The sequence below is a fragment of the Rhodococcus wratislaviensis genome, from assembly GCF_041228765.1.
GTDB lineage: Bacteria > Actinomycetota > Actinomycetes > Mycobacteriales > Mycobacteriaceae > Rhodococcus_F > Rhodococcus_F wratislaviensis.
Map to the genome: position 1 here is coordinate 7,945,804 of NZ_CP150488.1, position 20,041 is coordinate 7,965,844.

Below are 20,041 nucleotides of genomic sequence, written 5' to 3' on the forward strand. Positions count from 1 at the left end.
TAAACCGACACCGCTTCGGGGTGTGGATGGAAGCGCGAGGGACTTTTCCACGCTAGAGTGTGGGGCAGGAACTTACACACTCAAACGGGGCCGCCAAATTCCCCAGGCCGCCCCGCGAAAGCGCGAGGGGGTCAGCCATGGGCCGCGGCCGGGCTAAGGCAAAGCAGACCAAGGTTGCACGCGAGCTGAAGTACAGCGTACCGACCACGGATTTTGACAGCCTGCAACGAGAGCTCTCAGGTGGGTCGTCCAACTCGCATCGGGACGAGGTCTTCGCTGACCAGCGTGCCGACAGGGAGGGTCACTCCCGGGAGGACGACGACGACTGGCGGCGCTGAGATCTGAAGACAACGAAATGAGGGGGAGCCGCTACCGGCTCCCCCTCATTTCCACATCTTCAGCCGGTCGGGGCCACTAGCTCGCCCCGTTCCGACCGACGGCGTCCGACCCTAGAACCTCGGGTGATCGCCGGCGAGAATTGCGCGCTCGGCCGACACGTCGTGCGACTTCTTGATGCTGCCCAGCGTCCAGCAGTCGATATGGCGTGCCGTCAGGACGGCCAGCGCACGATCGACGTCCTCGGGCGCCACGATCGCGACCATGCCGACGCCCATGTTGAACGTCTGCTCCATCTCGGCCCGCTCCACGCGTCCGCGCTGCGCGATCATCGCGAAGATCGGAGCCGGGCTCCACGTGCCGCGGTCGAGTTCGGCGACCAGACCCTTCGGCATGACCCGCGCGAGGTTGTTGGCCAGTCCACCGCCGGTGACGTGGCAGAACGTGCGCACGTCGGTCTCGGCGGCGAGGGCCAGGCAGTCCTTCGCGTAAATCTTCGTGGGCTCGAGCATCTCCTCGCCCAGGGTGCGGCCGAACTCGTCGACGTGCGCCGTCAGGCTCATGTGGTCGATCTCGAGCAGGACCTTGCGGGCCAGCGAGTAACCGTTGGAATGCAGTCCGGACGATCCCATCGCGATCACCACGTCGCCGGGACGGACCCGGTCCGGCCCCAGCACCTGGTCGGCTTCGACCACACCGACGCCGGTCGCGGACAGGTCGTAGTCGCCGTCCGCCATCACACCGGGGTGCTCCGCCGTCTCGCCACCGAGCAGCGCGCAACCAGCCTGGATGCAGCCTTCGGCGATGCCGCTGACGAGTTCGGCGACACGCTCCGGGACGACGCGCCCGACGGCGATGTAGTCCTGCAGGAACAGCGGCTCGGCACCGCAGACGACGAGGTCGTCGACGACCATCGCGACGAGGTCGAGGCCCACGGTGTCGTGCTTGTCGAGTGCCTGAGCGACGGCGAGCTTCGTGCCCACACCGTCCGTGGACGCCGCGAGCAGCGGCTCCTTGTAGTCACCCTTGAGCGAGAACAGACCCGCGAATCCACCGAGACCACCGAGAACCTCGGGACGGCTGGCGCGCTTGGCCAAGGGAGCGAAGAGTTCCACCGCCCGATCGCCTGCGGCGATGTCCACTCCTGCGGCGGCGTAGGACGCGCCAGGGCGACTTGTCGGATCCTCGGTCATGTGGTTGTTACTCCAGCCTTCTGTTGCTCGTCAAAATCGTGTCGGTCGGGCAATCGAGTGCTGTGATTGCGTCCTTACGGTACCGGAGTACGTTCTCCGGCCGGATCCCGATGTACCGGCCTACGGCCGACTGAGGGCGTTCGCGTTGTCGTTCTCCCGCGTCGCGGGACCGCCTGCCGCGCTCTCGAGCATTCCCTCGAGAACGTTCTTTCCGATCGACGTCTCCGTGGGGAGCGCGATGGGGTACGTGCCGTCGAAGCAGGCCGCACACAGTCGTGTCGCAGGCTGCTCGGTCGCGGCGATCATGCCTTCGGTGGAGATGTAGCCGAGGGTGTCGGCGCCGATGGAACGGCGCACCCCTTCGAGCATCTCGTCGAAGCTGCCGGGTTCGCCACCGCCGCCCGCGCCGTTGGCAATCAGCTCGGCCGGCGAGGCGAAGTCGATGCCGTAGAAGCAGGGCCATTTGACCGGCGGCGACGCGATCCGGACATGGATCTCCAGTGCGCCGGCCTCACGGAGCATCCGGATGAGCGCGCGCTGGGTGTTGCCGCGGACGATCGAGTCGTCCACCACCACGAGGCGCTTGCCGCGGATGACTTCCTTGAGGGGGTTGAGCTTGAGGCGGATACCGAGCTGACGGATCGTCTGCGACGGCTGGATGAAGGTGCGGCCCACGTAGGCGTTCTTCATCAGACCCTGGCCGTACGGAATGCCCGACCCCTGCGCGTAACCGACCGCGGCGGGAGTGCCCGACTCGGGGACCGGGATGACGAGGTCGCCCTCGGCGGGGTGCTCGGTGGCGAGGCGACGGCCGATCTCGACGCGGGTGGAATGCACCGAACGTCCGGCGATGACACTGTCCGGACGGGCCAGGTACACGTACTCGAACACGCAGCCCTTGGGCTCGGGGTTCGCGAAGCGGGAGGAGCGGACGCCGTCGGCGTCGATGGCGAGCAGTTCGCCGGGCTCGATGTCGCGGACGAAGGACGCGCCGACGATGTCGAGTGCGGCCGTCTCGCTGGCCACGACCCAGCCGCGGTCCAGGCGTCCGAGGCACAGCGGGCGGATGCCGTGCGGGTCACGGGCCGCGTAGAGCGTGTGCTCGTCCATGAAGGTGAGGCAGAACGCGCCGCGCAGTGTCGGCAGGAGCTTCATGGCCGCCTGCTCGATGGTGCTGTCGGCGGCGGCGTGCGCAAGGAGGGCGCCGACGACGTCCGAGTCGGACGTGGCGCCGCCGGGGCGCTTGTCGTTGACCAGTCCGGCTTCACGGGCGCGCTGCGCCAGCTCCGCCGTGTTGACGAGGTTGCCGTTGTGCCCGAGGGCGATGCCGCTGCCCGCGGCGGTGGTACGGAAGATCGGCTGCGCGTTCTCCCACGTGGTCGAGCCCGTGGTGGAGTAACGACAGTGACCGACGGCGACGTGGCCCGGCATCGCTGCCAGGGTCTGCTCGTCGAACACCTGGCTTACCAACCCGAGGTCCTTGAAGACCAGCACCTGCGAACCGTCGGCGACGGCGATACCCGCCGCTTCCTGCCCACGGTGCTGCAGAGCATAAAGTCCGTAGTAGGTGAGTTTCGCCACATCCTCTCCCGGCGCCCAGACGCCGAAGACTCCGCATTCCTCGCGGGGCTCGTTCTCGTCCTCGTCGGACGGGTTCGAAGAGAGAAGATTAGGACTGTGGACCGACAGATCGGCTCTGGTCACCGGGGTGCTCCCTGGGGATGGGCGTGTGAGGGGCAAGGTCAGTCTACGTGCCCTGCGCCGTCGCTTCGCCCACGGTGCCGATCGAACCGGCCCGACTCCCGGACGGACAGCCGAAAATAGATTAGTTTCGGTATCGATCAGTATCCTCGAATCACGGAGCGGGGGCTTCTCCGATGAACGTCCGCAGCGCGGCTCCGACCGCCGCAGAACGCCTGCTGAACGCCTTCGAGGGTGCGATGGGCATCCCCATTCCCGTGCACGTCCGATGCTGGGACGGCTCGGAGGCCGGCCCCGACTCCGACGTCACCATCGTCTTCCGCAACCGCCGGGCCATCCGGAGGGTGCTGTGGTCGCCGAACGAACTCGGTCTCGTCCGGGCCTACGTGTCCGGTGACATGGAGATCGAGGGCGACGTCTTCCGACTGCTGACGCTTCCGGATCTCGTCGCCCGGCTGGGCACTCTCGGTGTCCGCGGATCCGACCGCGGCACCGTCCTGAATTCGCTGTCGACTTTCGTCCGGCTCGGCGGTCTGGGTCTCCGGCCGACACCGCCGTCGGTGGAGGTGTCCCGGCGCCGCGGCACCAAGCACAGCAAGGCGCGCGACGCGTCCTCGGTGTCACATCACTACGACGTAGGCAACGATTTCTACCGCCTGTTCCTGGGGCCGACGATGGTCTACTCCTGCGGGTACTGGGACCAGCGATCCGGCGACCGCGGTGCGATCGGAACGCTCGAGGAAGCGCAGAACGAGAAGCTGGACCTGGTCTGCCGCAAGCTCGGACTCCAGTCGGGCATGCGACTGCTGGATGTGGGCTGCGGCTGGGGTTCGATGGCGATCCACGCCGCCGAGAAGTACGACGTGTCCGTCGTCGGCGTCACCCTCAGCCACGAACAGGCCGAGTGGGCGCGGGCGAGGGTCTCCGAGGCCGGGCTGTCGGATCTGATCGAGATCCGTGTGCAGGACTACCGCGACGTCGTCGACGGTCCGTTCGACGCGATCTCCAGCATCGGCATGTCCGAACACGTCGGCGACTCCGCGCTGCCGGGCTATGCGCAGCACCTGCTCAACCTACTGCGTCCCGAAGGGCGGCTGCTCAACCACGCCATCGCCGCGGTCCGGTCGCTCACCGGCACGGACAATTCCTCGGGACTGATCGAGAACTACATCTTCCCGGACGGCGAGGTGCTGCCGCTGAGCAGAACGCTCGACGCCTTCGAGCGCGCCGGACTCGAGGTGCGCGACGTCGAGGCCCTCCGGGAGCATTACGCACTCACGCTGCGGGCGTGGGTGGGCAGACTGCGCGACTCCTGGGACGACGCGATCCGGCTCGCCGGCGCGGAGCGGGCCCGAACCTGGTTGCTGTACCTCGCGGCCAGCGCCCTGGGGTTCGAGGAGAACGGGCGGCTGACGATCCATCAGGTGCTGGCCGTGCGCCCGTCCGAGGACGGGTCGAGTGGCCTGCCGCGCACCCGCGCGTTGTGGCTGGGCTAGCTATACGCGCAGCAGCGGCAGCCAGTGGGCGATCTCCCCGGCGCGACTCCCCGACACCGAGACTCCGCCGTCGGCGGTCGCGCTGTCGAATTCCAGCAGTCCCGTCACCAGCAGCAGCCACGTCCGGGGGTCGGTCTCCACGACGTTCGGCGGGGTGCCCCGGGTATGCCGGGGACCTTCGATGCACTGGACCGCGACGAACGGAGGCACCCGCACCTCCACGCTCGACCCGGGTGCCACCTGCTCGAGCGTCCGCGCGCTGAGCCGGACCGCCGCGGCCAGCTGGGTGCGGGACGGTTTCTGGTCGGAATCGCCGCGCAGCCACGGACCGACCTCGAGTACGGCGGCCCTCAGTTCGGCGGGATCTACGGCTCGGCGCGACGGCATACGTTCAATCTACTGTGTGAGCTCGCGCGACTTCGGCTGCCACCGCCCCACCGACGTTGACCGAAAGGTGCAGCAGTGCAGGGGCTACGACGCTTCCGCTGCGTCGACGCAACCAGTCGAACAGCACTGCGGAGGAGCCGGTGAGCAGCATGCTCGCGGGGACGCCGTCACCGGCGGTCCGGGCCGCGCGCACGTGCCACAGCGCGAACGTGGCGGCGTGCAGGGCGTGGGCCGTCGCCGGCGGCCAGGCCCGTCGCAGCATCGCGGACAGGACGCTGCGGAACAGCAGTTCCTCGTGCGCCACGGTCCCCACCGGGATCCGGAACCCCACCCAGCCGACGAAATCGGTGACGCCGTCGCCCGGCGGCACACGCCTGCGCAGTGCGGGCACGCACAACGTGATCGCGAATCCGGCGAGCGGGACCACCGAGGCCGCGGCGCCGTATCGCAGCCCGGACGGCACGTTCGACGCGGACAGGCCGAGTTCGTCGACGCCGTACCCCGCGGCGCGTGCTGCTCCCACGACCGACAGTCCGAGCACGCCTCCCGCGACAGCCCGCCCGTACGGGCCGAGGCCCGAACCGGGCAGCACCACGTTGTTCCACAGCACGGCCGCCGTCGCACCGGCAACGGAGGCGAGCCTGCTCACTTCTCCGGACCCTCTGTCCCGGAGAGGGATTCGAGAGTGGAGCGGACTCGTTCGGTGTCGACGGGCGTCCACCCCTCGGGCTGGGCGACCGTGATCCAGCCGTCGAGGACGAGAGTCCCGTAATTGTGGCCGTGTCCGTCCGGCACGCCTGCGGCGTTGGTGAGGTCGGCCGAGACCTGCCAGAACGTCACGAACGGAAACCATTTCATCGACGGCGAGCGATCCTCGCCCGGTGGTTCCTTCAACCAGTCGGGCCGGGTGAACGCGAGGTCGGGCGACCACCACACGACGGGATCGGACGGGTGCTGGACGTACAGGATGCGCGGCGACAGCCACTCGCCGGTGTTCTCGACCATGTCGGCGGAGTCGTCGGCGAACCGCACCACCAGGCCCGCCGCGTACTCGGGGTCCACCTCGGGTGTGCCGGGGTCCCGGCGCTGGATCAGCTGTCCCCACAGCCGGTTCGAGTTGGGCGGCCCGACCCACAGCACGCCGTCGACGGTCTGCCGGATGTCGCTCAGTGTGTCGAAGGCGCCCTCCCCCGCCTGGGTGCCGAGACTTTCGCCGTAGACCAGCAGTTTGGGACGCGTCGCCTCGGGCTCCTGCAACCACCGCTCGTGCACGCGGTCGATCAGTTTCTTCCCTGCCTCCGCTGCCTTGTCGCGGTCGGCGAGGAACGAGATCCAACTCGGCAGGAACGAGTACTGGCTGGCCACCAACGCCGTGTCACCGTTGTGAACCAGCTCGATCGCCTGCGCCGCAGTCGGATTGATCCAGCCGGTGCCGGTGGTGGGGACGACGACGAGGACCTTGCGCGAGAACGCGCCGGTCCGCTCGAGTTCGTCGATGACGATGTCCATGCGCGCGTCCGGGTCCTCGGCGGTCTCGAGGCCGGCGTAGACGCGGATGGGGTCCTTGGCCGGTGTGCCGTTGGCAGCCGTGAGCTCGTCGGCGTCGAGGCCTCGGGACACGAAGTTGCGGCCCTCGTAGCCGAGGGTGTCCCAGGGCGCCAGCGACTCGGGGCTGCCCGACTTCTCGGGGTCGAGTGGCTGCTCGGCGCCGTCCCGGGTGGTCGAATTCTGCAGGCTGAACGCCGCATTCGTGGCGGCGTAGATGCCGCGCATCAGAACACCGTCGACGAGCAGGAAGAACAGCACCGTCACGATGAGGATGCCGACGGTGGTGGCCGTCGGGATCGCGAGGTGCCACCGCCGGATGAGTCGTGCCGCGATCCACCGCACCAGTTCGCGCAGCAGCCGCCACACCGAGATGATCGCGGCGCCCACGAGCAGACTCAGCCCGCCCGTGCGGATGTACCCGGTGGTGGTGGTGCCCTCCGCCCCCATCAGCGCGGCGAGCTCGCGCTGCCATGCCGCGGAGTACGCGAGCATCACGAGACTCACGACCACGCACGTCACCGTCACGACGACGCGCAGGCCGGTGGACCACGGTTCCGGCAACGGCCACCACGACCGGCGCCGCAGGAAGTACCGACGCACCAGCCAGCCGATCGCCGTTCCCACCGTGTAGCCGATCGCGGCGTTGATGCCGCCGATCAGCCCCTGGAACAGCCAGTCGCGGGGCAGCAGCGACGGCGTCAGCGACCAGCAGAAGAACAGCGTCGCGAACGCGATGCCGGTGAAGTCGAGCCGAAGGAAACGCCAGGTCCGGTCGAGTCGGGGACCGTGGAGGAGTGCAGGATCAACCAGCCGCGAGAGTTCCCGCGGCCCCCTGTCAACCCTCTCCAATGCCCCCGATTCGACCATTCATCACCCGAACAATGCCGGCAGAGTTCCCTCGAACGTCGTGCGCAGCTCGGCCAGCGAGACCGAGAACTGGCCCTGGACCTCGACGGAATCGGACCCCTCGTCCACCACACCGATGCGCACCCACGGGAGATTACGGGCCGTGCACATACCGGTAAAGCGAGTTTCCTCGGTGCGCGGGACCGCAACGAGCACGCGGCCCGACGACTCGGAGAACAGGGTGACGAACGGATCGGCGTCGTCGGGAAGCAGGATCCGGCAGCCCGTCTCCCCGGCCAGCGCGGCCTCGACGACGGTCTGCGCGAGACCACCTTCGGACAGGTCGTGCGCCGCGGACACCAGTCCGTCGCGGGACGCCGCGAGGAGGATGTCGGCCAGCAACTGCTCCCGCTCGAGGTCGACCTTCGGCGGAACGCCGCCGAGGTGTCCGTGCTCGACCTGCGACCAGATGGACCCGTCGAACTCGTCGCGGGTGTCGCCGAGCAGGATCAGCGTTTCGCCCGGTTCCAGTCCGAGACCGGTGGGGATGCGACGGTGCACGTCGTCGATGACACCGAGCACGGCCACCACCGGGGTGGGCAGGATCGGGGTCGAGCCGGTCTGGTTGTAGAAGCTGACGTTACCGCCGGTGACGGGGATGCCGAGCTTCGCGCAGCCGTCCGCCAGGCCGCGGACGGCCTGCTGGAACTGCCACATGACGCCGGGATCCTCGGGGGACCCGAAGTTCAGGCAGTTGCTGACGGCCTTGGGGGTCGCGCCGGTGACGGCGACGTTGCGGAAGGCCTCGGCGAGCGCGAGTTGGGCGCCGGCGTACGGGTCGAGCGCGGTGTAGCGGCCGGACGCGTCGGTGGCGAGCGCGATGCCGCGGCCCGTCTTCTCGTCGACGCGGATCACGCCCGAGTCGGCGTTCTCGGCCAGGACGGTGTTGCCGCGCACGTAGCGGTCGTACTGCTCGGTGATCCACTTGCGGCTGCACAGCGCCGGGGACGCGAGCATCTTCAGCAGGGTCGCCTTCAGTTCGTCGGCCGACTCGGGACGCTTCAGTCCGGCGGTGGTGTCGGCGACGAGGGCGTCCTGGCTCGCGGGACGCTGCACGGGGCGCTCGTACACCGGGCCCTCGTGGGCGACGGTGCGCGGCGGCACGTCGACGACGGTCTCGCCGTGCCAGGAGATGGTGAGCCGCTCGCCGTCGGTGACCTCACCGATGACGGTGGCGAGGACGTCCCACTTCTTGCAGACCTCCATGAACGCGTCGACGTTGTCGGGGGTGACGACCGCGCACATGCGTTCCTGGGACTCGCTGGACAGCACCTCGGCCGCGGTCATGCCGGTGGCCCGCATCGGGACCTGCTCGAGGTTGATGTGCATGCCGCCGTCACCGGCCGCGGCGAGCTCGGACGTGGCGCAGGACAGGCCGGCGCCGCCGAGGTCCTGGATACCGACCACGAGCTTCGCGGCGTACAGCTCGAGACAGCACTCGATGAGCACCTTCTCGGTGAACGGGTCACCGACCTGCACCGCCGGGAGCTTCTTCCTGCTTTTCGATGCTCCAGCTCCGCCTTCGGCTTCGTGTTCGTCCCCTGATTCGTCGCCGTCGAACGTCTCCGACGCGAGGACGGACACGCCGCCGATGCCGTCGAGGCCGGTGCGCGCACCGAACAGGATGATCTTGTTGCCGGCACCCGACGCGAACGCGAGATGCAGATCCTCGACGCGCATTGCGCCGGCGCACAGGGCGTTGACCAGGGGGTTACCAGCGTACGACTCGTCGAACACGGTCTCGCCGCCGACGTTGGGGAGGCCGAGCGAGTTGCCGTAGCCGCCGACACCGCGCACCACACCGTCGACGACGCGTCGGGTGTCGGGGGCGTCCGCCGCACCGAAGCGCAGCTGGTCCATGACGGCGATGGGCCGCGCGCCCATGGCCATGATGTCGCGGACGATGCCGCCGACGCCGGTGGCCGCGCCCTGGTAGGGCTCGACGTAGGACGGGTGGTTGTGGCTCTCGACCTTGAACGTGACCGCCCAGCCGTCGCCGATGTCGACGACGCCGGCGTTCTCGCCGATGCCCGCGAGCATCGAGGAACGCATCTCGTCGGTCGTGGTCTCACCGAAGTACTTGAGGTGCACCTTGGACGACTTGTAGGAGCAGTGCTCGCTCCACATCACCGAGTACATCGCGAGCTCGGCCTCGGTGGGGCGGCGGCCCAGGATCTCCTTGATGCGGGCGTACTCGTCGTCCTTCAGACCCAGTTCCTTGAAGGGCTGTGCGACGTCGGGGGTCGCGGTGGCGGCGGTGACGGTGTCGACCGGGTGTGCTGACACTGGAGGTGGGGTCCCTTCCCTACGGGAGTCAAGAGAGGCAAGCCGGGAGTCACGGTCGGCGCAAGCCGGGTGGCGACGAGCCGTACGTCAGTCTATCCGGCGGCTCGTTCCGGCACCGACCTGGCGCTCCTCGCCCCGCTTCCTCACGCCGTCGGTGTGAGGAAGGCCGCAAGGGCGTCGGAATAGGCACGCACGTCACGGGCACCCATCAGTTCCCGCGCCGAGTGCATTCCGAGCTGGGCGGCGCCCACGTCGACGGTGCTCAGTCCGGTCCTGGACGCGGTGATCGGGCCGATGGTCGAACCGCACGGTAGATCGGCCCGGTGCACGTACCGCTGCAACGGCACGCCGGCCTGGTCGCAGGCGAGGGCGAACGCACCGGCTCCGGCGGCGTCGGTGGCGTAGCGCAGGTTCTGGTTGACCTTGAGCACCGGTCCCCCGTTGACGGCGATGTGGTGCGCGGGCTCGTGCCGGTCCGGGTAGTTGGGGTGCGTGGCGTGTGCCATGTCTCCGGACGCGCAGATCGATCCGGCCATCGTCTGCAGGAATTCTTCGCGACCGCCGCCTCGGCCGAGGACGATGCGCTCGAGCACGGTGCTCAGGAGGTCGGAGAACGCGCCCCGGGCGGACATGCTCCCCACCTCCTCGTGGTCGAACAGCGCGAGCACCGGCACCCGGTCCCCGGGGTTCTCGGCCGCCGCCAGCAGCGCCTGGGTGCCCGCGTAGCAGGTGCCCTGGTTGTCGAGCCGCGGCGCACTGACGAGGTCCTGTTCGGTTCCGACGAGAGCGCTGGGCGCGAGATCGTGGGTCATCAGTTCCCATCCGAGCACCGCGTCGGCAGGCACCTCGGCCCGGTCGGCCACGAAGTCGATGAACGAGCGGCGTTCGGACCCCACACCCCACACCCCGTTGAGGTGGCGCTGTGGATCGAGGTGGACGCCCTTGCGGTCCTCGGACAGGTGGATCGCCAGCTGCGGGACGCGCAGGATCGGTTCGTCGACGCGGACGAGTTTCTCCTCGACCGTGTTACCGGCCCGCACGCTCAGCCTCCCCGAGATGCCCAGGTCGCGGTCGAGCCACGAGTTGAGCCACGCACCGCCGTACGGTTCGAGACCCACCAGCTGCCACCCCGCCGACGACAGGTCCGGGTGCTGCTTGACGCGCAGGTTCGGGCTGTCGGTGTGCCCGCCGACGATGCGGAACGGCGCCGTCCGGCCCAGCCCTTCGGTACTCCACGCGATCAGGGATCCGCCGCGCACGAGGAAGTACCGGCCGGGCTCGCCGGGCCACGAGTCGGTCTCGTGTAACTCGGTGAAACCGTTGCCGGTCAGCAACATCGACACCGTCGCGCACACATGGAACGGCGACGGTGATGCATCGACGAAGGTGCAGAGTCCCTGGGCGTCGGCCCACGTAGTGGAAGGCATGGGGTCAATCATGCAGGACCGGTTGTCACGTGTGGGGACCCGAGACGCAGAACTGGTTGCCGTCGGGATCGGCGAGCGTGACCCACCGGAAATCGCCCATCTCGTGCTGCGCGACCTCCGTCGCGCCCTCGGCGCTCAGCCTGCCCACCTCGCCGTCCAGGTCGTCGGACGCCAGGTCGAGGTGGATGCGGTTCTTCCCCGGAGTGGGATCGCCGACCTTCTGGAACGCCAGTTTCTGCGCCGAATCCGGGAGGGCGACGACGTAGAACCAGCCGTCGTTCTCCTGCTCGACCGTGCCCGCCGTCTGCTTCGCCCACCACTTCGCGAGCGGTCCAGGATCCGTGGTGTCGAACGTGATCATGCCGAGTGTGAGTGCCATGCCCGCAGAGTAGACGTGACCACCGACACGTTTCGCGGGTTCACAGGAACTCCTCGATCACCCGGACGGCGGCCTCCACTCCACCCGCAGAACGCAACTCGGCGGCGAGCTCGGCGCTGCGGCGCCGGACCGGCTCGGCGTCGAGGTGCGCGAGCGCGTCCCGCAACTGGGCTGCCGACACGTCCGAACTCTCCACTCGCACCGCGACTCCCGCGGCGACGAGCGCGTCGGCGTTCTCGAACTGGTCGGTGGCCTGCGGCGCGGCGATCATGGGTGTTCCCGTGAACATTCCCTCACTGGATCCGCCCATGCCTGCGTGGGTGAGGAACGCGTCGGCCTGCTGCAGGATGTCGAACTGGGGCACCCACCGGTGGATCTCGACGTTGCCGGGCACGGGTCCGAGTTCGGCGACGTCGACGTGCTGCCCGATCTGCAGAACGACGTGCCAGCCGTCGAGGTCGCCGAACGCCTCGATGCAGCGCCGGTAGAAGTCGGCCTGATCGGTGAACGCGGTGCCGAGCGAGATGAGCAGCACCTTGCGCGCGCCTGCCGGACGCTGCCACCGGCCGTCGGCGGGCCGCCGGGTGGGCAGGGCCGGTCCGACGAACGTGTAGACGTCCTCGTTCACCCGGTCGGCATTGGGCTGCATCGATTTCGCGATCAGCACGACCGCCCGCGCCGGGCGCCCGTAGAACTCGTCGAGGTCGGTCTCGACACCGTTGTCCCGCAGCAGCTTCCCTTGCCGCTCGTACAGTGCCGCCCCGCGTGGGTCCGCCCGCATCGTGTCCACGAACGACTTCATGTCGTCCTCGTAGCCCTCCCACGCCACGTACGTCGGCGACAATTGCACGATCGGAACGCCCCATTCCCCGGCGAGGACCCGGGCGGGGCCTCCCGCGATGTCGTAGAGGAACAGGTCCGGGCGGTCGTCCTCGTACAGCGCCCGCAGCTGGGGCAGCATCGACTCGTATTCGGCCTGGAACAGGGTGAGCTGATCGATGGTGTCGCCGTCCCAGGAGTTCTCGGACTCCTCCGTCGCACCCCCGGTGTTCACCCGCGGCAGCGTCGAGGCGTACTCCTTGAATTCCGCTCCGGTGCTCTCGACGACGTCCTTCACGGCGGCGTCGTTGGCGTACGTCACGCGGTGCCCGCGCGTGACGAGTTCACGGAGAATCTCCAGGCTCGGGTTGACGTGCCCGGGCGCCGGAATGCTGACCATGGCGATATGTGAGCGGGTCATCTTCATCCTTTTCGATACGGAACGGTCCGTCTCGATCAAGGGTGACAGGTGACCGAAGTTCAGTCAAGACGATACGTCTCGTCTACGATTCGTTCATGCCGTCCGCCGACAATCCCCGCCGTTCCGAACGGTCCCGCGCCGCGATCCTGCAGGCCACGCAGGAACTGATCCGCGAACTGCCGTACGGGAAGATCAGCATCGAAGGCATCGCCGCGCGCGCCAAGGTCGGGAAACAGACCATCTACCGGTGGTGGCGATCCAAGGGCGCGCTGGTCGTGGACGCCCTGCACGAACAGAACGCGGCCGGCGCCCAGGAGGCCATGGCACTGCCGGACACCGGCGACCTCGCCGCCGACATGCGCCTGGTCCTGCGGGCCACGGTCGACGAGTTCACCTCACCCGATTTCGAACCGCTGTTCCGGGCGTTGTCCATCGAATCGCTGCAGGACCCCGCACTGCAGCAACAGATCGTCGAGCGGATCTACCGGCCGCAGTTCGAATTCGTCGCGGCGCGGTTCCGCTCCGCGCAGGACGCCGGGCAGGTGCGGCCCGACGCCGACCTCGCCGTCGCGTTCGAGTTGTTCATGGCGCCGATGTTCTACCGCTGGCAGAGCGGAGCGCATCCCCTCACCCACGACCACGCGGACGCCGTCGTCGACCTGGCGATGCGCGCTCTCGCCCCCTGACGTCCGGGATCAGCGGGCGTCGTCGACGAACCCGAAATCGCCGTCCGCCAGGTCCTCGACGTGGACGGCACGCCCGGACGCGTCCGCGAGGGGAATCTTCCAGTTCGAATACTGGGTCTCGTCGGTGCCCGGCTGATTCTGGACGCGGTACTCCCCCACCAGATCGGCGAGTGCGACACCCGTCAGCAACGACGGGCTCCGGTCGATCAGCCGGTACAACGCCTTCACGGTGTCGGGTATCGATGCGTCGTCGGCCAGCAGTCCGCGGTCGCGCGCCAGTTGCAGGACGGCCTCGCGCTGCCGGGCGTCGTGTTCCTTCTCGAGTTCGAGGTCGCGTTCGAGGAGCCCGAGCCGCGAGCGCAATTCGATGTGTTCGCCGGCCAGGTATCCCGCGGTCGGCGGAAGATCGTGCGTGGTAACGGATGTCAGGCACAGGGTCCGGTATCGCTCCGGTGGTGTCGGCCGCTCGCCGTCGTGCTCGAACCACAGGATCGAGGTCCCGAGGATCCCGCGCTCGGCGAGGTAGTCCTGGACCGCGGGTTCGAAGACCCCGAGGTCCTCGCCGATCACCACGGCGCCTGCCCGCTCGGCCTCGAGGGCGAGGATCCCGATGAGCGCCTCGTGGTCGTAGGAGACGTACGTTCCGTCGGCCGGCGACTCCGCGTCGGCGGGGATCCACCACAGCCGGAACAGCCCCAGGATGTGATCGACCCGCAGCCCACCCGCATGCTTCAGCACGGTGCGCAGCATGTCGCGGTACGGGGCGTATCCCAGTTCGGCCAGCCGATCCGGCCGCCACGGCGGCTGATTCCATTGCTGACCCTGCTGATTGAAGTCGTCGGGAGGAGCGCCGACGGTAATGCCCTCTGCCAGAGCCGTTCCCAGCGACCACGCGTCCGCGCCCCCGCGCTGGACCCCGACAGCCAGATCGTGCACGATCCCGATGTCCATGCCCGCCGCGCGTGCCGCATCCTGGGCGTCGGAAAGCTGCTCGTCGCATACCCATTGCAGCCACGAGTAGAACGCGATGCGCGGCGCGAGCTTACGCCGCTGCGCCTGCACCCAGTCGCTGTCGGGCGCAACGGCCTTCGTCGTCCATCGCGGGTCGCCGGGCGGCAGTTTCTCGGTGAGCGCGCACCAGGTCGCGAAATCCCGCAGTCCGTCCCCCTCGACGCGGCAGAATTCCTCGAACGCGTGCTGCCGGCTCGGGCTGCGCTCGATCCGGAAGACCCGTTCGAGCACCCGGAGTTTGGCCCGGTAGGACGGGTTGCGGTCGATCCGGTCGGACCGGTCGTTCGCCCGCTCGAATCGCGCTGCGGCGTCGCGCATCCGTGCATGGCGCCGCGTCGAGAGGTACGCCGTCTCCGGGATGTTCTCGACACGGATGTACATCGGGTTGACGTAGCGGCGGGTGGTCGGCAGGTACGGCGACGCCTCGATCGGCGGCCGGGGCTGCGCAGCATGCAGTGGATTGACCAGAACGTAGTCGGCGCCGTGAACGGAACCGAAGATCGAGGCGAGATCCGCGAGGTCGCCGAAGTCCCCGACACCCCAGGACCGACGCGACCGGATCGAGTACAACTGCGTGAGCACACCCCAGCGTCGGTGGTCGCTCAGTGCGTCCGACGTCGACAGTCGTGCCGGTGTCATCACGAGGGTGCAGGACGCGGACGTGAGCGAGGTGGACGCCCGCACTGTGTGCCACCCGCACGGAACGTCGGCTGGGACGACGAACGTCGCGCGGCCGACCAGGACGCCGTCGACCTCCCGCGGATCGACCCACACCTGGAGTTGGCGTGCCGGGACCGTCCCGCCCGACTCCGTGTCGATCGTGACATCCACCGGCTCGCCGTGCGGAACGTGGACCACGAAACGGGTCTCCGAACCTTCTCTACCGACGACGACCGGCGGCAGCGTCCGTCGCCACGGTGCCGTGTCGCATTCGGACAGGGCCCGCCGCACCTCGTCCTCCGTTCCGGAGGGGACGTCCAAGGCCGAGAGGACGCTGCGGAGCGTGTCGTCACGCACGTCGTGGCGCTGCTGATCCCAACCCCGGTACCACGTCGCCACCCCGTGCCGGGCCGCGAGGTCACGCAACTGCTCGGTATACGTCACCCCGTCGATCGTGCCAGTTCACCTCGGAATCTGCGCGGCTTCCGGCCCCTGCCACGGCAGTCGGAGCGCATCGGCGTGATTGGCCCTGCGTCGACCGGGGTAACTGTGGAGTAATCAGACGCACGGCGTCCACGGTGAGTCCGCAGGGGCATGCCGTGGACGCACCACGATGCGACCGGCGACCGAGGAGTCTTCGATGCTGCTACGCCTTCCCGGAGTCTATCGCCCGCAACACGATACGCAGTTGCTGGCCGACGTCCTGGCCGCGGAGCCACTCGGTCCCCACTCCCGGGTGCTCGACCTCTGTGCGGGAACCGGCGCGCTGAGCGTATGCGCCGCCGCCGCGGGTGCAGACCGGGTGACCGCGGTGGACGTGTCGAGGCGAGCCGCGATCAGCATCAGACTCAATGCCCTTGTCGGGGGGCACCGGATCCGGGTGATTCACGGCGATCTCATCGAGAAGGTTCGCGAGGAACGGTTCGACGTCGTCGTGTCCAACCCGCCGTACGTTCCGGCACTGGTCGACTCCGTCCCCGACCGCGGTCCGGCACGGGCCTGGGACGCGGGGAAGAACGGTCGCGCACTGCTCGATCGGATCTGCTGCCAGGCCCCCGACGTTCTCGTCGCCGGCGGCGTCCTGCTGCTGGCTCAGTCCAGCCTGAGCGGAGTCGAGAAGACTCTGACGATGCTCGAGGAACAGAACATGCGGGTCGACATCGCCGCGACCGCCGAGATCCCCTTCGGACCGGTCCTCGTCGAACGCAGAGGCATGCTCGAGCGGAGAGGGCTCATCGAGGTCGGCCAGACCCGCGAGGAGATCGTGGTGATTCGCGCCGTCAAGTAGACATCGAATCTGTGCCACAACGCTTTTCAGTACCGACGACACTCCGAGGGAGTCGACATGCCGTCATCCACTCGCCTTCCCAGCCCCAACACCGAGGCCTGGGACTGGCAGATACACGCCCTGTGCCGGGGCGTCGAATCGTCCGTCTTCTTTCATCCCGACGGCGAGCGGGGCTATGCCCGCAGCAACCGCGAACGTCGCGCGAAAGCGATCTGCCGGCGCTGCCCGGTTCTCGTCGAATGCCGGGACCACGCCCTGAGCGTGACCGAACCGTTCGGAATCTGGGGCGGGCTCACCGCGTCCGAACGCCGCAGCATCACGCAGGACGGCGAGGGAACCGTCGCCGTCTGACCCGGCACCGCGCTAGGCACTCGGCCACGCACGGTGCCGGTCGGCTCAGGCGGAGATGACGCTGTCGAGGACGGAGTAGAACATGCCGAGTCCGTCGTCGCTGGGGCCGGTGAGGGCCTCGGTGGCGTGCTCGGGGTGCGGCATGAGGCCCACGACGCGGCCGTTGGCCGAGGAGATGCCTGCGATTCCGCGCTGCGAACCGTTCGGGTTGTCGCCGACGTAGCGGAACACGACGCGACCCTCACCCTCGAGTTCGTCGAGGACCTTCTCCGACGCCTGGTAGCGGCCCTCGCCGGACTTGAGCGGGACGAGGATCTCGGCACCCGACTCGTAGCGGGACGTCCACGCCGTCGACGTGGCCTCGACCTTCAGCCACTCGTCGCGGCAGATGAAGTGCAGGCCCTCGTTCCGGGTGAGCGCGCCGGGCAGGAGGCCCGCTTCACACAGAACCTGGAAGCCGTTGCAGATACCGAGGACGGGCATGCCACCCTGCGCGGCCTGCACGACCTTGCCCATGACCGGCGCGAACCGTGCGATGGCGCCGCACCGCAGGTAGTCGCCGTAGGAGAAGCCACCGGGGACGATGACGGCGTCGACACCCTTGAGGTCGGCGTCGCCGTGCCACAGGCTCACGGCTTCGCCGCCGGCGAGGGTCACCGCGCGGGCGGCGTCGACGTCGTCGAGGGTGCCGGGGAAAGTGATGACTCCGACGCGGGCGCTCATGCTTCGACGCGCCTCACGGTCCAGTCCTCGATCACCGTGTTGGCCAGCAGGGCCTCGGCGATCTTCTCCAGCTGAGCGTCGTCGACACTGCCGTCGACTTCGAGCTCGAACCGCTTGCCCTGACGGACATCGGAAACTCCAGCGAAGCCGAGCCGCGGCAGCGCTCCGACAATGGCCTGCCCCTGGGGGTCGAGAATCTCGGCCTTGGGCATGACTTCGACGACGACACGGGCCACGTGCTGCTCCTTGTAGTAGTGCGCGAGCCCAGAGTGGAACACCGGGCACCCGGAAGTTTACCGGGCTACCTGCCTGCGGTTCGCATCGGACGAACGGGACGAGCCATGCATGCAGGCGCATACTCGAATTCATGCGATTGACTCACTTCGGCCACAGCTGCGTCCTCGTCGAGTTGAACGGTTCCACCATCCTCTTCGACCCGGGCAACTTCTCCCACGGATTCGAGGGCATCACCGGACTGGACGCGATCCTGGTGACCCACCAGCACCCCGACCACGTCGACCAGCAACGACTGCCCGCCCTCGTCGAGGCGAACCCCGGCGCGGCGCTGTACTCGGACCCGCAGACCGCGGCCCAGCTCGGCGGCGCGTGGACGGGGGTGCACGCCGGCGACGAGTTCGACGTCGGCGACGTGCACGTCACCGGCACGGGCGGGCGGCACGCGGTGATCCACCCCGACATCCCCGTGATCGACAACACGGCGTTCCTGCTCGGTGACGCCGGCAACCCCGCCCGGCTGATGCACCCGGGCGACTCGCTGTTCGTCCCGGAGCAGAAGGTCGACGTGCTGGCGCTGCCCGCCGCGGCGCCGTGGCTGAAGATCTCCGAGGCCATCGACTACCTGCGCGCCGTCGCACCGCGGGTCGCGGTGCCGATCCACCAGGCCATCATCGCGAATGAGGCCACCGGCATCTTCTACGGCCGCTACTCGGACATGGCTCCCGAGGGCACCGAGTTCCGCACGATGCCGAGCGAGTCGAGCGTCGAGGTGGCCTGACGGCCCCGTGAGTACTTGTTAACCGCCCGCGGTTAACAAGTACTCACGGGTCAGGCGGCGCCGATCTGCGGGATCCGCGGCTCCCAGCGGTACACCTGCGGCCGCGCGTCGTGGTAGAGCGCGAGGTCGACGGCGTCGAGCATCGCCTGCCGCGGTCCCGACGTGCCCAGTTGCTTCGCGGTGACGGCGAGGCGCACCACACCCCCACGTCTGGCGGTCCGCCCGGACCCGAGGACGAGCGCCCGGCACCACCACGGTTCGGCGCGGAACCCCTCACCGATCCCCAGCACGCGCGACCGCACCGACGTCTCGCGTTCGAGGTCGTGGATGGCGGTCATCGCGGCCAGCAGCCGGAACCCGGCGGACGGCAGAGCCGCGACAGCGCCCTGCGACGCCAGCCAGCGGGGCGGAGCGAACAGTCTGGTGCGCAGTCCGGTCTGTTCCATCACCCGGTCCGCCGCGAGCAGTCGCAACCGCGCCTCGTGCTCGGGAAGGGAGGCGAACTCGGCCCGGCGACGTTTGGTCGCGGCCTGGTCGTATCCGTGGAGGACGACGGCGTCGCCGCGGGATCGGCGCGCGCGGACCCAGTCCTGCGTCGCGGGGTCGTTGACCAGTCGATACTTGTCTTTCAGGCGCGGGGCGACGAGCAGCGACAGCGGCACGCCGCGCGCATCCATCTCCTCGGCGAACGCGGCCGCGAAGTCACGCGTCTCGTCCTTGATTCCTGACACCGACACGATCAGCTGTCCGGTCATGGTCCCAGCGTGACAGGTGAACGTGAACAAGAGGCAAAGTGCTCGTGCGCCTTTCCGGTAATGGGAGCTACCGGAAAGGCGCACGAGCGCGAAGCGCCTACTGCGGCAGGACCGCCTCGATGGCCTCGACGACCTCGGGGGCGTCGGGCTCGGTGCGGGGACGGAACCGGTTCACGACGGTGCCGTCGGGTGCGACGAGAAACTTCTCGAAGTTCCACTGGATGTCGCCCGCGGCGCCCTCGGCGTCGGCGGCCTTGGTCAGTTCCTCGTAGAGCGGGTGCCGGTTCTCACCGTTCACCTCGATCTTCTCCAGCAACGGGAACGTGACGCCGTAGGTGGTGGAGCAGAAGGTCTCGATCTCTTCGGCGGTGCCGGGCTCTTGACCCATGAACTGGTTGCACGGGATGCCGATGACGGTCAGCCCGCGGTCGGCGTAGTCGGTGGCGAGCTTCTCGAGGCCCTTGTACTGCGGGGTCAGTCCACACTTCGAGGCGACGTTCACGACGAGGACGGCGCGACCGTCGTATTCGCCGAGTGAGGTCGGGGTGCCGCCGAGTGTGTTGATGCCGATGTTCTGAACAGGTGTCGTCATGCGAACCAACGTAGCCAACAAACCTCTGTGCGCCCAGGCTTCGAATCGCCCGGGCGCACAG

At 68.6% G+C, this 20,041-nt stretch carries 20 protein-coding genes; 6 read left to right on the plus strand and 14 right to left on the minus strand.

Annotation, left to right across the window (positions count from 1 at the left end; translation table 11 throughout):
* Window positions 1–137 precede the first annotated feature (137 nt).
* Window positions 138–338, plus strand: coding sequence for a DUF3073 domain-containing protein (locus tag WKC72_RS36345; protein WP_005244376.1), 201 nt, complete (start codon window positions 138–140; stop codon window positions 336–338).
* A gap of 111 nt (window positions 339–449) precedes the next feature.
* On the opposite strand, the gene purM is transcribed toward WKC72_RS36345, so the two are convergent.
* Together purM and purF are read right to left on the minus strand one after the other, a co-directional pair.
* Window positions 450–1,529 carry a phosphoribosylformylglycinamidine cyclo-ligase gene (gene purM / locus WKC72_RS36350; RefSeq protein ID WP_005244377.1) on the minus strand — a complete coding sequence of 360 codons (1,080 nt, stop codon included), beginning with the start codon at window positions 1,527–1,529 and terminating at the stop codon, window positions 450–452.
* Window positions 1,530–1,649: 120 nt separating this feature from the next.
* Complete coding sequence (purF, locus tag WKC72_RS36355; RefSeq protein WP_005254820.1) at window positions 1,650–3,233, minus strand: amidophosphoribosyltransferase; 1,584 nt, start codon at window positions 3,231–3,233, stop codon at window positions 1,650–1,652.
* A 173-nt stretch (window positions 3,234–3,406) separates the two neighbouring features.
* Between purF and WKC72_RS36360 the strand changes: the two genes are divergently transcribed.
* Complete coding sequence (locus tag WKC72_RS36360) at window positions 3,407–4,726, plus strand: class I SAM-dependent methyltransferase (protein ID WP_370181182.1); 1,320 nt, start codon at window positions 3,407–3,409, stop codon at window positions 4,724–4,726.
* On the opposite strand, the gene WKC72_RS36365 is transcribed toward WKC72_RS36360, so the two are convergent.
* The 7 genes from WKC72_RS36365 to WKC72_RS36395 all read right to left on the minus strand — a co-directional run bounded on the left by WKC72_RS36365 (window position 4,727) and on the right by WKC72_RS36395 (window position 12,905).
* A complete protein-coding gene (locus WKC72_RS36365; RefSeq protein WP_370181183.1) occupies window positions 4,727–5,113 on the minus strand; it encodes a sterol carrier family protein in 387 nt (128 codons plus the stop codon).
* A gap of 4 nt (window positions 5,114–5,117) precedes the next feature.
* Entirely contained in the window at window positions 5,118–5,762 is a 645-nt protein-coding gene (locus WKC72_RS36370; RefSeq protein WP_370181184.1) for a lysostaphin resistance A-like protein, read from the minus strand.
* On the minus strand, window positions 5,759–7,528 hold the full coding sequence (locus WKC72_RS36375) for an alpha/beta hydrolase (protein ID WP_370181185.1): 1,770 nt from the start codon (window positions 7,526–7,528) through the stop codon (window positions 5,759–5,761). Before WKC72_RS36375 ends, WKC72_RS36370 begins: the two co-directional genes overlap by 4 nt.
* A 3-nt stretch (window positions 7,529–7,531) precedes the next feature.
* On the minus strand, window positions 7,532–9,853 hold the full coding sequence (gene purL, locus WKC72_RS36380; protein ID WP_037230572.1) for a phosphoribosylformylglycinamidine synthase subunit PurL: 2,322 nt from the start codon (window positions 9,851–9,853) through the stop codon (window positions 7,532–7,534).
* Window positions 9,854–9,996: 143 nt separating this feature from the next.
* Window positions 9,997–11,280 (minus strand): M18 family aminopeptidase, encoded by a 1,284-nt coding sequence (locus WKC72_RS36385; protein WP_370181186.1) that lies wholly within the window; start codon window positions 11,278–11,280, stop codon window positions 9,997–9,999.
* A gap of 25 nt (window positions 11,281–11,305) precedes the next feature.
* A complete protein-coding gene (locus WKC72_RS36390) occupies window positions 11,306–11,659 on the minus strand; it encodes a VOC family protein (RefSeq protein WP_037230575.1) in 354 nt (117 codons plus the stop codon).
* Between the two features lie 40 nt (window positions 11,660–11,699).
* The gene (locus tag WKC72_RS36395) at window positions 11,700–12,905 is read right to left on the minus strand and encodes a macrolide family glycosyltransferase (protein ID WP_370181187.1); all 1,206 of its coding nucleotides are present in this window, start codon (window positions 12,903–12,905) and stop codon (window positions 11,700–11,702) included.
* Window positions 12,906–12,994: 89 nt separating this feature from the next.
* On the opposite strand from WKC72_RS36395, the gene WKC72_RS36400 reads away from it, so the two are divergent.
* Entirely contained in the window at window positions 12,995–13,585 is a 591-nt protein-coding gene (locus WKC72_RS36400; protein ID WP_037230713.1) for a TetR/AcrR family transcriptional regulator, read from the plus strand.
* A 9-nt stretch (window positions 13,586–13,594) separates the two neighbouring features.
* Here the strand turns inward: WKC72_RS36400 and malQ are convergent, their stop codons facing one another.
* Entirely contained in the window at window positions 13,595–15,700 is a 2,106-nt protein-coding gene (malQ, locus tag WKC72_RS36405; RefSeq protein ID WP_370181188.1) for a 4-alpha-glucanotransferase, read from the minus strand.
* A 196-nt stretch (window positions 15,701–15,896) separates the two neighbouring features.
* Here malQ and WKC72_RS36410 point away from each other — a divergent pair, with 196 nt between their 5' ends.
* Both WKC72_RS36410 and WKC72_RS36415 read left to right on the plus strand, forming a co-directional pair.
* Window positions 15,897–16,544 carry a HemK2/MTQ2 family protein methyltransferase gene (locus WKC72_RS36410; RefSeq protein WP_370181189.1) on the plus strand — a complete coding sequence of 216 codons (648 nt, stop codon included), beginning with the start codon at window positions 15,897–15,899 and terminating at the stop codon, window positions 16,542–16,544.
* 57 nt (window positions 16,545–16,601) lie between these two features.
* Window positions 16,602–16,895: a WhiB family transcriptional regulator gene (locus WKC72_RS36415; RefSeq protein WP_037230580.1), complete on the plus strand. Its 294-nt coding sequence runs from the start codon at window positions 16,602–16,604 to the stop codon at window positions 16,893–16,895.
* A 45-nt stretch (window positions 16,896–16,940) separates the two neighbouring features.
* Here WKC72_RS36415 and purQ read toward each other — a convergent pair whose 3' ends face one another.
* Together purQ and purS are read right to left on the minus strand one after the other, a co-directional pair.
* Window positions 16,941–17,618 (minus strand): phosphoribosylformylglycinamidine synthase subunit PurQ, encoded by a 678-nt coding sequence (gene purQ, locus WKC72_RS36420; RefSeq protein WP_370181190.1) that lies wholly within the window; start codon window positions 17,616–17,618, stop codon window positions 16,941–16,943.
* On the minus strand, window positions 17,615–17,854 hold the full coding sequence (gene purS, locus WKC72_RS36425) for a phosphoribosylformylglycinamidine synthase subunit PurS (protein ID WP_005244409.1): 240 nt from the start codon (window positions 17,852–17,854) through the stop codon (window positions 17,615–17,617). Before purS ends, purQ begins: the two co-directional genes overlap by 4 nt.
* A 131-nt stretch (window positions 17,855–17,985) precedes the next feature.
* Here purS and WKC72_RS36430 point away from each other — a divergent pair, with 131 nt between their 5' ends.
* Window positions 17,986–18,633, plus strand: a complete 648-nt coding sequence (locus WKC72_RS36430; protein ID WP_112301240.1) for an MBL fold metallo-hydrolase — start codon at window positions 17,986–17,988, stop codon at window positions 18,631–18,633.
* Between the two features lie 50 nt (window positions 18,634–18,683).
* On the opposite strand, the gene WKC72_RS36435 is transcribed toward WKC72_RS36430, so the two are convergent.
* Both WKC72_RS36435 and WKC72_RS36440 read right to left on the minus strand, forming a co-directional pair.
* Complete coding sequence (locus tag WKC72_RS36435) at window positions 18,684–19,388, minus strand: DUF2334 domain-containing protein (RefSeq protein WP_037230582.1); 705 nt, start codon at window positions 19,386–19,388, stop codon at window positions 18,684–18,686.
* 97 nt (window positions 19,389–19,485) lie between these two features.
* The gene (locus WKC72_RS36440) at window positions 19,486–19,980 is read right to left on the minus strand and encodes a glutathione peroxidase (RefSeq protein ID WP_037230583.1); all 495 of its coding nucleotides are present in this window, start codon (window positions 19,978–19,980) and stop codon (window positions 19,486–19,488) included.
* Window positions 19,981–20,041: the final 61 nt, after the last annotated feature.